This is a genomic window from Delftia sp. K82, from assembly GCF_002193035.1.
GTDB classification, from domain to species: domain Bacteria; phylum Pseudomonadota; class Gammaproteobacteria; order Burkholderiales; family Burkholderiaceae_C; genus Comamonas; species Comamonas acidovorans.
The window spans coordinates 719,286-731,623 of record NZ_MYFL01000003.1 but is presented as its reverse complement, the minus strand read 5'-3'; the positions used below and the strand labels follow the sequence as shown (position 1 = coordinate 731,623).

Genomic DNA, 12,338 nt, shown 5'->3' with positions numbered 1-12,338 from the left:
CGGCGATTGCGTCGGTAGCCGTAGGCCTAGTCTTGCACTGAATGAGCAAAAGCCCTATGTCATCCAGTCGCCATTGCACAGATTAACAAAGGGCATCCCAAATCAAGTGTGCATGCGCTCACTTCTTGAAAATCCACCACTGACCATCTTCGCGGATCCACACTTCATCAGAATAGACCGGTACTTTGGTGCCACGCATCATGGGAGGCTCGACATCGAATTTCTGCTTGAGCACACACCGGCCGTCCGCCTCTTCGCAGATCACCGAGACCACCTCACGCTTGTCGACCATGGGAATGCCTGCATAGTCGGTCCGAAAACGCTCCACGTCCTTGAGTTGCCTATAGGACGGTGGCGTGAACTTGTAGGCCTCGGCCGCATTGTTCTTCATGCGGGCATCCCAGAACGCGTTGGAGCGTTGGGTGATCACATCTTCGGTGGAGCGGCCGGGCATCTGGGCGCAACCCACGATGGTGGCAGACACTGCCACGAACAGCAGGGAAGACAGCTTGGTAGAGGAAAATTTCATTTTGTGCAGAATTCCATCAAATAAATCGCAGGTTTGACCCAGCGCAAGAGGCTTCACTGGGCGCGTTCCGGCAGGGCCGGTAGCTTGGAGCTGTTTTGTTGTGCAGGAGTTCTAAGGAGCGGAGACAGGGAGCGCATGTGCTCTCGCAGATCTTCGCTGACGTCACGCACATCCACATCGGTGCGTACTACACGGGGGGTGATGATCACAAGCAGTTCGGTGCGCCGCATTGAATTGTTGGTTGAACCAAAAAGGTTCCCAACCACCGGCAGCTCATGCAACACGGGAATGCCGCTGCGGCCGTCGGAAGTGTTCTCCTGAATCAATCCTCCCATAACGATGGACTCCCCCGAGCGCACAGACACTCGGCTGGACAACTGCCGCTGCAGGAAGGTGACCTGTTGGGTGATTTCGTCTTTTGCTCCCACGTCGGTCACCATCTGGTTGACCGTCATGGTGACGATGTTGCCGGCGTTGACCGAGGGCGTGACCTGCAGGTTCACGCCGGTATCCTTGTACTGGTAGCTGACGGCATTGCTGCTACCAACGGTCGTCGTGGAAATCTCCCCCGAGCGATAAGGTTGTTGTGTACCGACCGAAATCGCTGCAGTGTGGTTGTCCAGCACCATCAACGAGGGGCTGGCCACGACCTTAACGTTGGTCTTGGTGGAGAGCGCGTTGAGTGCTGCCTTGATCGTTCCCGCCGAATTCTTCAACGTGTAGTTGAAACCTTGCCCAATGGCAGCGGCGATATCAGCTGTGGTTCGCTTCGATTCGGTAGAGATCAGCCCCGAGCCCGAGTACCCCTTGTTGCCCACATCTCCACTAAACGCCCACTGAAGCCCATACTCCAGGCCATCGTTGAGCGTAACCTCAACGATGCTGGCTTCGATCAAAACTTGCGTGGGGGGCAGATCCAGCCGCTTGAGCGCAGCCTCGATGCGTTCGTACTCGGCAGGCGTGCTCCAGACCAACACGGAGTTGTTGAGTTCATCGGCCATGACCCGCACGGTGCCCAGGTTGGCCACGGTGGAACCCGTGCCCTGGTTGATGCCGGTTTGTGAGCCAACGCCCGATTGCCCGAAACCCGTGCTGCCCGTGCGCAGTCCAGTGCCCGAGTTGAATCCACTATTGCCAAAGCCGCTGTTGCCGAATCCGCTGTTGCCGAATCCGCTGTTGCCGAATCCGCTGTTGCCGAAGCTACTGTTGCCGAAGCTACTGTTGCCAAAGCTGCTGTTTCCGAAGCTGCTGTTGCCGAACCCCGTGTTGGTCGAGGTGCCCAGTCCCGGCGCGACGCCGCTATTGGTGCTGGTGCCGCCCGTGGAACCACCGAAGATACCGGACAGCACACCCGCCAGATGCCGGGCATTGCCGTTTTGCACGCGGTAGATGTTCAGTTGTGCCTGACTGCCACCGCTGCCAGGCTGGTCCAGCTTGGCAATCCAGCGACGAGCCTCCTCCAGATAGGCCGCACGCGGCGTGATGACGAGGATGCTGTTGAGCCGCTCTATGGGCATGATGCGCAAAGCGCCAAATAGCGGGTTGCCTTCACCCAGGCCAGCCACCGCGCTTGCGGCCCCGGCCGCTGCCGTACCGGGCACCGTACCAGAGCGCACGGCGGCGGCACCTGCAGGAGCCACGGCCCCCTGGGCACCTGCGGCGGCACCCCCACCGCCGACCAGCTGCAGGGCCGCGCTCACCTCCTGCACCGAGACATACTTGAGTGGGAACACACCCACCGACATGCCTTCAAGCAGGTTGATGTCGAAAGTGCGAACCATGTCGAGCCAGCCTTCGGCCTGGGCGCGCGAGCCCGCCATGACCAGCAAGTTGCGCACGTTGTCCACACGCACGATGGCGTCGGAGGGAACCATGGGACGCAGGATGGCCGCCATTTCATTGGCGCCGATGTACTGGAGCGGCACGAGGATGGTGCCGTAGCCGGGAGCCATCTGAGTGCCGACGCTTGCCTGGCGCACGCTCGCGCCAATGCTCTTGAGTGCATCGATGCGGCCCACGTGGTAAGTGCCCCGCACATCGCGCACCATGGCCATGCCGTTGGCCTGCAGTGCGGTTTCGAGAAGATTGAGCGCCTGATCCGCCGAGACGGCATTCTGCGTGCTCATCGTGACCGTGCCGGAGATGGGCGGGTGCAGCACATAGTCGACCGACAGCAGGTCGCCCAGTATGGTTCGCACGACCTGGGCCAGGGGGGCTTCCTCGAAGCTGAGCTTGATGGAGTCCCCCTTGACGGCAGGCGCATCCTGGGCCTTGCCCAGCAGCTTTCCGGTGCCTTCGATCACCCGGGGCTGGGACTCGTCGGACTCGCTCTTCTTCTTGCCCGTTTTCACGGAGCCATCTGCCTCGTCTGCAGCAAAGGAAAAATCCTGCGCAGAGCTTGCTTCACTGAAGTGGCTGACGAAGTTGTTTCTATTGGGTTGCGCGCAAGCCAGCAGCAGTTGGCAGACAGCCAACGCCAGCACGGTGCGCACGGGGCGGTTGGGAAATTTCATGGTGTTCTTAACCCATCTGTTCATGGTTTGTCGGCACGCTGTGCCCTGGATCCGCCGAATACAGCCCTGGATGTGCGCTGCGGCGGTGCCGGAGCATCGGCTGCGGCAGGCTCCGGAGCCGCTTGCGCGGCCACCGGTTCGGACGGCCGCTGAGTCGGCGCACGAGCACCTGCTGGTAGATTCGGCCCCTTGTCAAGCGCGGCTCGTTTGAGGTCTATGGTGCGCCTAGTGCCCGCGCGTTCAAGCTCGATATAGCGCCCCTGGATACCAACGAGCTTCCAGCCACCCAGGCTCTGATTGAGCATCAGGCGTTGGTCCTTGCCTTCCAGGCGCACGATGGCGCCCGATGCCTGCCCCTGGAAAGTGCCCAGCACACTGGCGTCTTTCCACACGTCCGGCGGCTCGGGCGGCGGAGCCTCCACCTTCTTGACGGGTGGTGGCGGCTTGCGGCTCATGGAAAACAGGGGGCGCTCCTGCATGGTCAACAGCCAGCGCTCCTCCTCCCCCCTGCCGGGAGCTGCAGACGGGGGCGGCATCAGCGCCTGAAGGTTGGATTTCAGTGGCTCAGGCGGTGTCCAGCCGGTCTGGCGCAGGTGCAATTGCGGAGTCAGCCATGACCATGCCAATGCGCCGCACAGCGCCAGCAGCATCACGCCCTCGGCGGCGCCCAGTAAATTGCGCTGCATCATGACACCTTGCTCCGGAAGATGCTGACGGTGAACTGGGCGCTGAGATCGGGCGCCAGTTGGGGATTGGTGTTTTGCAAACTGCCGCGAAGGTTGACCTGCAGGTCATCCACCCAGATCGTCGGCTGTATGGCGCGCACGGATGCCAGCGCCATCTGGACGGCAGGCCATGGCCCTTCGGCGGTCATGGAAACGGAGATACGCTCGTAGGGTCCCTCTTCCGACGTCGCCTTGACTTGGCTGCTGGTCACCGACAGGCCCGCGCGGTCCATCACGGAACGCAGTTGCTGCTGCACGCCGTTGCCGGTCTGGGTGCTGTCACTATCCCCGGGATATACATGCTGGGCCCTTATGCCCTGCAGTTGCTCCAGAGCCTCCTGGATCTCGGTCTGCTGCTGCTGCATGCCCAGCACGCGCGCATAGCGCGGCTCCAGCGATGCGAGCTGCCCATCGGCCCATTGGTGCTTTCCGTATACCCACAAGGCCACCAGCACCAGGGGAAGCACCAATACAGCCGCCGACAGCGTCAACAGCAGGATTTGCCGCCCCGACAGACCGGGCGTTGGATTGATCATGGTGTGCCTTTCTTTTCTGCCGCAGCAGGGGTTTCAGGCGTTTCGCTGGTAGCGTCAGGAGCTGCCTGTGCTTCTGCTTCAGGCGAAGCCAGGACGCCAAAGACCTTGGGGTCCAGCACGGCCTCGACGGTGTAGCTTTCCTTGTTGGATCCCGACGCCCTCGTCACGGCTGAGGGCATGCGCACCTCCAAAAAGCCCGGAGCCTTGGACATGAGCTGCACCACGTTGGATGCATTGCTGCTGAGGCCTTGGATCGCCAGCTTGGATCCACTGAACGATACCCGCTGTACAGCCGTGTCATCGGGAAACAATTGTGTGAGCGCTGCCATGACCTGCAGGTGATTGATCTGCTCGCGCTGCAGCTTCTGAAGCGCGGCAATCTCCTCGACCCCGGTCACCAGGCCCTGGCGCTGGGCCGTCACCTCCCGTGTCTCGCGCACGATCTGGTCGAATTTCCTGCTGGCGTCGACGGCTTGCAGATACAGCTTGGCAGTCGGCGTGATGGCCAGGGCCAGGCCTGCCGCCACGATGGCCGCAAGGCCGGCACCAATCCATCGGCGTTGCCGGGATTCACGGGCCAGCCGCGGCCCCTCGCCAAAGCCTGCGAGCAGCACAGGCATGGCCGATGTGCTGGCCCAGATCTCCGGCTGCGCCTGTCCGGCCAACTGGCCAGCGGCATCCCGCAGGGCTTGCTGCACCAGCGCATTCGACGTGATCACCAGCTCCACACGCTGCCCTCCTGCGGGGTCCGTGGCCACCACATAGGCCCAGAGCGTCTCGAGCGCGGGAAACGGCGACATGGTCTGCACATCCAGCGCAACAGCACCGTGCAATGCCTGAGCAGACAGCGAAGGCATACGCAAGGTGCGCAGCAGCAGTTGATCACCGCCCATCAGCACGGCCGAGCCTGAAGGCTTGCGTCCGCTTGCCTCGCGTTCAACGGCCCAATGCCACTGGCCTGCACGCACCCACGCATGGGCGAGCCCTCCATCAGCCTTCACGACACGCACCAAGGCAGCGGGAAGGCTGCGGCGCAGCAGCGGCAGGCCCATCAGTTGGCCCCATGCAGCACGCAATTGCCCAGCCGCCGCACTGAGGTCCAGCCCGAACAGCTTTGTATCAGTACTCAGTGCCATGGGCTCCCATCCATTCGCAACACGGCCTGTCCACGCAGGCCCCTTGGTTCAATCATTTGCCTGATCATCGCAATCCACTCAAATCTTTCCAATCCAGGATTGGGAGGCGGACAACACACTCCATGGCAGGCGTCCCACACCGGCTCCCGAGCGAACATTCACCATTCGCCGGACAGCGACCATCCCCGCCCCCTCGAAGAGCACTCTCGCAGTGATGGCATAACGTGTGCCGGACAAGCCTTGCTGAGCGGGGACCGCACCACCGGCACTTTCCAGCCACCCTCTCAAGGGCTGGGGCGCAGCGTTGGGATTGATGCCCTGGCGGTTCCCGGAGTCGGCGACCACGAAATCGCGGATGCTCGCATAGATGCCGTAGGTCATGCCAGGCACTTGCAGCAGATCCTCTGGCGCCTCCCACCCCCCCGCCGCAGAACCTGACTGCTGACGCATTGCATCCCGGGCTTGCCGGACGGTCTGGGCCATCGCCATGGCGGCCCCCTGCGACAGGCCGGCCGCATGCTGAAAGAGCACTGCAAGCAGCTCCGGAGTCGCACCGTTGATATCCACCAGGCCGCTCCAGGGAACGACTTCCACCTCGACGATCTGGCCACCCGGTAATGTAACGGGTTCAAGAACAGGCTCCCGCAGCGCCTCGGGCCTGGTGGCCATGCGCTGTAGTGCGAGATAGATGGCTGCTTCACCAGCAGCCCGCCCAGTTGCGAGATTTCGGCTCACGCCCCCCACGGCAGCTTCCTGCCGGACCACGCCGCCGAGACTGCTGGCGAAGACAGCCAGGGCCGCAACGATCCACAAGACCAGCACCAGCGCCATGCCCCGTTCAACAGGAAATGATGAATGGCCGGTCATGAGCGGCTCCCACCGAAGACTGCCCTGGCGCCTGCATCCGGGCTGGTAGAAGCCGTTGCGCGCATGGCCACGACCGTCAGGGGCCAAGCTCCCGCCGAAGTCTGCACTTGAACATCCACGGCAGATGGCAGTTCCTTTTCGTTGTCCTTCTCGGGGCCCCATTGCGGCTGCCAATGTGCCACCCCCAGCTTGGCGTTCTGGTAACGCAAGGCAAAACCCGTGACACCGCGATCGATCACATAGGACTGGCTTTGTCCCCAGTCTGGCATGACATCGGGACCCTGCCAGGGCGCGAAGCGCAGCACCAAGGCATCACCTTCGACGGAGAGTTGGAAATGGGTGCGGCCGCCCATTCCGAAGCGCGCAGGCATGATGCCCAGCCAGCGCATGCCTTGCGGGCCGCCTTCGAAGAACAATTCGCTCTCGCCCTGCTTGCGCAAACCGGCCTGGCGCCGCACGGCGGAAACCTGGCCCAGGACAGAACGAAGAAAACCAATCGAGACACGCTGGTGGTCCATGCGGTCCAGCCGCGCATCCACACGCTCCTGCGTCTGCGAGACCGTGGACATGGCCGACGCCAGCCCGAGCATGAGCAGGGACAGCAGGGCCATGACCACCAGCAGTTCCACCAGCGTGAAGCCCTTTTGCCTGCCCGAAGATGGAGCGCGCCCGGTCATCGCGTCACCTCGCCTTGCTGCAAAGGGCGCTGCGGGCGCAGGGTCTCGAAGACCCAACTGCGGTTTTCAACGGAGATCGTGATGCGCAAGGCATGCAGGGGAACTGCGGTTTCGGGCAGGCCGCCCACGGAGAAAGGCGCGGAAGCCACCTGCCAGGCGTAGACACCATCCTGCCCTGAGGCCTGGGTGCCGCCGGGATCGACCATGGGAAAGGCGTCCATCAGCGAATCGGCCAGCAGGGCCACGCCCTGGTTCTGCTCCAGTTTGGAAACACCGCGCGCGGAACCACCAACGGCCCGATAAATGAGCGCCAGCGAGATAGCCATGATGGACAGCGCCACCAACAGCTCCAGCAAGGTCATGCCCCGCACCCTGGGGCGGGAAGCGGCGCGCCGACGCATTACAGGGCCTCTTTGGTGACTTGGCCGGACAGCCAGTCCACACGCAGACGCACGCCACCGCCGCTTTGCGCGCGGGCGAGCGAAATGCTGCCCCCCGTGGCGCCGCCTTCGGGCAGAAAGACGATGGTCTGGCTGCCATCAGCCAGCGCCATGCCGGCTGCCGTGGTCAGTTGCACCGTCAGGCTGTCGGGCAGCTTGGCCGTGGCTTGGCCGGCGATGCCGTACTGGCGGCTATTCGTATTGACCGCGAATGCCACAGGCATGCCCTGAAGCGTGGCCTGCTGGCGCGCCTTGCGCAGCAGGGCCGTCACGTCCTGCACCGTCTGCCGATAGTCCACGGCATCGCGCAGCTTGCCCATGGCAGGCGGCACGATGCCGATGATGGCGCCAAGAATGGCGAACACCACCAGCAGCTCGATCAGCGTGAAACCCTGGGCGCGCTTCAAGACTCATTCCTGGCAGAAAGGCGGCATTGCGCTACGGAGGTCAGAGCAGCAACTTACTTGGTGTTGCGCACATCGGCGGCTTCACCCTCACCGCCCGGCGCACCATCGGAACCCAGCGAGAGGATTTCGAGGTCGCCATTGGCGGCAGGATAGGTGTAGCGGTAGGCGTTGTTCCAGGGATCATTGGGCACGCCGCCCTTGAGGTAGGGGCCCGCCCAGCCGGCAACGCCAGCGGGCTGCTTGACCAGCGCGTCCAGGCCTTGCTGCGAGGTGGGATAGCGGCCCACGTCGAGCTTGTACAGCTCCAGCGCCTTTTCGATGTCGGCGATCTGCACGCCGGCCGTCTTGGTCTTTGCTCCACCCAACTGGTTCAGCACCTTGGGGCCGACCAGGCCGGCCAGCAGGGTCAGGATGGCCAGCACGACCAGCAGTTCGATCAGCGTGAAGCCACGCTTGCGGGCGCGGGAGGACAGTTGCTTTTGCATGCGCATCATCTTCTACATACCTTTCAGTCAATTCAGATTCATCAGACGGCCAGATCGTTGACGGACAGGATTCCGAGCAGGATCGACACGATGATGGAGGCGATAAGGATACCGAGGACCAGGATCAGCGCCGGCTCCAGCATGGTCAGGAGGCGTTTGATCGCGTTTTCGACCTCGCGGTTCAATATGTTGGACAGCTCCAGCATCATGTCGCCCAGCCGGCCGGTTTCCTCGCCGACCCGCACCAGATTCAGGGCCAGGGGCTCGAATTCTCCGGTTTTCTGGGCGGCATGGGCCATGCGATGGCCTTCCTTGACCATGGGACCCATTTTTTCCAGGCGCTCGCGAATGGCGACGTTGGAGACCGTGTCGCTGGCAATGCGCAGTGCGGTCAGCAGTGTGACGCCGTTGCCCAGCAGCGTGCCCAGCGAGCGGCTGAACAGGGTCAGCTGGTACTTGCGCACCACGCCACCCAGGCCCGGCAGGCCCAGCAGCCACGATTGCCAGGTCTGACGACCCTTGGGACTCTTTGCCCAGCGGGCTAAGACCCAGCCCAGCGCGCCCAGCACGATGAACACCGCCCAGCCGTAGCTGCGAAACGCATGGCCCAGCCCCATCACGAATTGCGTGGGAAGGGGCAGCGCGTCACCCATGTCGTTGAAAAGCTGTTCGAACTGCGGCACCACGAAGCCCAGCATGGCCACCAGGGACAGCACAGCCACGCCCAGCAGGATGGCGGGATAGATGGTGGCCGAGACCACGCTGTCGCGCAGGGCACGCTGGCGCGCCATGTGTTCCACCAGCCGGTTGAGCACGCCCGACATCTGGCCGCTGGCTTCGCCCGAGCGCACCATGTTGATATAGAAGTCGCCGAACAGGTCATGGTGCTTGCCCAGTGCCTGGCTCAGCGGCATGCCGGCCTTGACGCTGTCGAGCACGGACTGGAGCATGGCCTGCATCTGCACCTTGTGGCTCATCTCGACCAGGACCTTGAGCGCGTTGTCCAGCGACAGGCCGGCACGCATCATGATGGCCAGTTCGGTGGTCATGCCCTGGATGTCGTCGGCCTTGATGCGGCCTTTCTTGAGCGCACGCACCGCAAGCGGCACATTGCCCAGGCCCACGGCTTCCTCGACCTTGATGGGCGACAGCCGGCTCTTGCGCAGGTGCACCACCACCTCGGCCACGGCCGCAGCGGAAAAAGTGCCCTTGACCATCTGGCCGCGGCTGTCCACGGCCTCCCAGCTGTAATCAGGCATCGCTCTGGTCCTGGGTCACGCGCAGCACTTCGTCCAGCGTGGTGGCGCCCGAGGCCACCTTGCGCAGGCCGTCGTCGTAGAGGCTCAGCATGCCGCTCTTGGCCGCCATGGCATGCAGGGCGTTGGCGTCCTGGCCTTCGATGATGGCGCGGCGCAGCGGCTCGTCGATGACCATGAGTTCATGGATGCCGGTACGGCCCTTGTAGCCCGTGCCCCGGCAATGCTCGCAGCCGACGGCGCGGTAGATGGGCGAGCCCTCGCGCAAAAAACGCTTGAGGCCGCTGCCCTCGACGGCAGCGGCCGGCAGCGTGTCGGGCTGCTTGCAATGCGAGCACAGCGTGCGCACCAGGCGCTGGGCGAGCACGCCGTTGACCGAGGACGTGATCAGGTAGCTCTCCACCCCCATGTCGCGCATGCGGGTGACGGCGCCTGCGGCCGTGTTGGTGTGCAGCGTGGACAGCACCAGGTGGCCTGTCAGTGCGGACTGCACGGCGATCTGCGCGGTTTCTCCGTCACGCATTTCGCCGATCATGATGATGTCCGGGTCCTGGCGCAGGATGGAGCGCAGGGCGTTGGCAAAGGTGAGGTCGATCTGCGGATGGACCTGGATCTGGTTGATGCCATCGAGCTGGTACTCGACCGGGTCCTCGACGGTGATGATCTTGTTGGAAACCGCGTCGATCTTGGACAGGGCCGCGTACAGCGTGGTGGTCTTGCCCGAGCCCGTGGGCCCAGTGACCAGCACGATGCCGTGCGGCTTGGCCAGCAAGGTGTTGAAGCGCTCCAGCGTATCGGCCTCGAAGCCCATGCTTTCCAGGCGCAGGCGCACGTTGGCGCGGTCCAGCACCCGCATGACGATGCTCTCGCCATGCACCGTGGGTGCGGTGGAGACACGCAGGTCCAGTTCGCGGCCCTTGGCGCGGGTCTTGATGCGGCCGTCCTGCGGCAGGCGCCGCTCGGCAATGTCCAGATGGGCCAGCAGCTTGACGCGCGAGCCCACGGCTGCGCTCAGCCGTGGCGGCACGAGTTCGGCCGCATGGATCACGCCGTCCATACGGTAGCGCACCTGCAGGCCAGCCTCGAAGGGCTCCAGGTGGATGTCGGAGGCGTGCAGCTCGATGGCGCGGGAAATGATGCCCGTGACCAGGCGGATGACCGGCGCCTCGCTGGCCAGGTCCTTCAGGTGCTCGACGAAGTCGCCACCCGTGGCGTCCGACTCCCAGTCCTGGCCTTCTTCGCCTTCGGGCTCCTGGCCGGCTTCGGACAGGGCCTTGCGGATGTCGGCTTCCAGCGCCAGCACGGGCTTGATCTGCAACCCGGTGGCCAGGCGCAGCGCCTTGGTGATGAAGGGGTCCTGCGGCACGGACATGGCCACTTCGAGCACGCCGTCCTGCAGCGAAATGGGGCAGACGCACTGCGCATCCAGAAAGCTGGCCAGCAGGCCCGGCACATCGGGCAGCAGATCGGGAAACTCTTCCGCGCGCAGCCAGCGCATGTGCAGCTGTTCGGACAGCGCCTGGGCCACGTCGGCTTCCGCCACCACGCCCAGCTGGACCAGCACCTGGCCCAGGTAGCCGCCCAGCTCCTGCTGCGCCTGCAGGGCGTTTTGCAGATCGCGCTCGTTCAGCTTGCCGGCGGAAAGCAGGCGTTCGCCCAGCCGCCCCTTGATCGGGGCTTCGACACCGGCAATCGGTTCCATGACGTGATTGGTGGAAGACATTGCCGCGGATTATCCACTGTCGCCGCATCCCCCGCGAAAGGCTCCGGATGTGGGGTCCACGGCCGCCCCCGCACCCGGCATCAGCGCTGTCATCAACTGTTACGCAACGGATATAACGGCGCGATGCTGCGCCGCACGATCGAAGTGGCTTCAGGCCGCTTTGACCGCGTCGGCAGGCAGGCCGCTGGCATCGCCCCAGCGGCGCTGCGCCATGACCAGCAGGCCTTCGAAGATGAGGTTGTCCACCAGCTCGAAGGGCCGCGTCATGCTGGGCACCATCTTCCAGCCTGCACCGCCGGCCATGACGCAGGCGGGCTCCATGCTGCAGTGCATGTACAGATGCTGGTACATGCGCTCCACGGCCCCGGCGATGGCGTAGGTGCCGCCACTGGTCAGCGCGTCGCTGGTGTTGGTGGGGAATGGCGTGACCGCACCCGTGGGCACGTGCAGGCCAGCCGTGCCGCTTTCCAGGGCGCGCAGCATGATGCCGTGCCCCGGCAGGATCAGACCGCCCATGAAGTGGCCGTGCTGGTCCAGCGCATCCACGGTGACGGCGGTGCCGATCATGACCACGATCAGGGGCCGCTCTGGCCCGCGCTGCAGGATGTGCTGGCGCGCGCCGATCATGGCCACCCAGCGGTCCGCCCCCAGGCGCGAGGGGAAATCGTAGCCGTTGGTGACTCCGGCCTCGGCCGCGCCGGGCACGGCCCACTGCGGCTCGAAATCCCAGCCCAGCATCATGTCGATCTGGTCGTGCACGCGCCGGCGCGCCGTGTCGCCGGCCACCACGCAGCCCAGCATGCGCGTAGGCGTGGGCAGGTCGCTCCACGGCCCTTCGGCCAGGTGCTCGATGTGCTCCAGGAACTCCGCGCCGTGCGCCAGCAATGCGGCGCCAGGCCGATGCGCGTCGTACATCGCCCATTTCAAGCGGGTGTTGCCGATGTCTATGGCCAAAAAAGTCATGGGCGCGATTATCGGAGTTTTCCGGAGGATAGCGTCAGCCATGGACGACAACTGAGTGAGGACGTGAACGCAAGAATGGCG

Annotated in this window: 13 protein-coding genes; all 13 read right to left on the bottom strand. The window is 64.0% G+C overall.

The window, feature by feature from the left end; all coding sequences use genetic code 11:
• Positions 1-118: 118 nt before the first annotated feature.
• Positions 119-529 (bottom strand): hypothetical protein, encoded by a 411-nt coding sequence (locus tag KDK82_RS20210; RefSeq protein WP_088166028.1) that lies wholly within the window; start codon positions 527-529, stop codon positions 119-121.
• A gap of 53 nt (positions 530-582) precedes the next feature.
• Positions 583-3,042: a type II secretion system secretin GspD gene (gene gspD, locus KDK82_RS20205; RefSeq protein WP_088166027.1), complete on the bottom strand. Its 2,460-nt coding sequence runs from the start codon at positions 3,040-3,042 to the stop codon at positions 583-585.
• A 20-nt stretch (positions 3,043-3,062) separates the two neighbouring features.
• Positions 3,063-3,731, bottom strand: coding sequence for a hypothetical protein (locus tag KDK82_RS20200; RefSeq protein ID WP_088166026.1), 669 nt, complete (start codon positions 3,729-3,731; stop codon positions 3,063-3,065).
• Entirely contained in the window at positions 3,728-4,303 is a 576-nt protein-coding gene (gene gspM / locus KDK82_RS20195) for a type II secretion system protein GspM (protein ID WP_074920512.1), read from the bottom strand. Before gspM ends, KDK82_RS20200 begins: the two co-directional genes overlap by 4 nt.
• Complete coding sequence (locus KDK82_RS20190; RefSeq protein WP_083393549.1) at positions 4,300-5,355, bottom strand: PilN domain-containing protein; 1,056 nt, start codon at positions 5,353-5,355, stop codon at positions 4,300-4,302. The genes gspM and KDK82_RS20190 overlap by 4 nt, the downstream gene beginning before the upstream one ends.
• A gap of 162 nt (positions 5,356-5,517) precedes the next feature.
• A complete protein-coding gene (locus KDK82_RS20185; protein ID WP_012203235.1) occupies positions 5,518-6,306 on the bottom strand; it encodes a general secretion pathway protein GspK in 789 nt (262 codons plus the stop codon).
• Positions 6,303-6,983 carry a prepilin-type N-terminal cleavage/methylation domain-containing protein gene (locus tag KDK82_RS20180; protein ID WP_088166025.1) on the bottom strand — a complete coding sequence of 227 codons (681 nt, stop codon included), beginning with the start codon at positions 6,981-6,983 and terminating at the stop codon, positions 6,303-6,305. Before KDK82_RS20180 ends, KDK82_RS20185 begins: the two co-directional genes overlap by 4 nt.
• Complete coding sequence (locus tag KDK82_RS20175) at positions 6,980-7,384, bottom strand: type II secretion system protein (RefSeq protein ID WP_012203233.1); 405 nt, start codon at positions 7,382-7,384, stop codon at positions 6,980-6,982. Before KDK82_RS20175 ends, KDK82_RS20180 begins: the two co-directional genes overlap by 4 nt.
• Positions 7,384-7,830, bottom strand: a complete 447-nt coding sequence (locus KDK82_RS20170; RefSeq protein ID WP_065345374.1) for a GspH/FimT family pseudopilin — start codon at positions 7,828-7,830, stop codon at positions 7,384-7,386. The genes KDK82_RS20175 and KDK82_RS20170 overlap by 1 nt, the downstream gene beginning before the upstream one ends.
• Before the next feature lie 53 nt (positions 7,831-7,883).
• Positions 7,884-8,324: a type II secretion system major pseudopilin GspG gene (gene gspG / locus KDK82_RS20165; RefSeq protein ID WP_088166024.1), complete on the bottom strand. Its 441-nt coding sequence runs from the start codon at positions 8,322-8,324 to the stop codon at positions 7,884-7,886.
• A 32-nt stretch (positions 8,325-8,356) separates the two neighbouring features.
• A complete protein-coding gene (locus tag KDK82_RS20160) occupies positions 8,357-9,574 on the bottom strand; it encodes a type II secretion system F family protein (RefSeq protein ID WP_034390269.1) in 1,218 nt (405 codons plus the stop codon).
• A complete protein-coding gene (gene gspE, locus KDK82_RS20155) occupies positions 9,567-11,273 on the bottom strand; it encodes a type II secretion system ATPase GspE (protein WP_034390268.1) in 1,707 nt (568 codons plus the stop codon). Before gspE ends, KDK82_RS20160 begins: the two co-directional genes overlap by 8 nt.
• A gap of 171 nt (positions 11,274-11,444) precedes the next feature.
• Complete coding sequence (locus tag KDK82_RS20150; RefSeq protein WP_034390266.1) at positions 11,445-12,257, bottom strand: type III pantothenate kinase; 813 nt, start codon at positions 12,255-12,257, stop codon at positions 11,445-11,447.
• Positions 12,258-12,338: the final 81 nt, after the last annotated feature.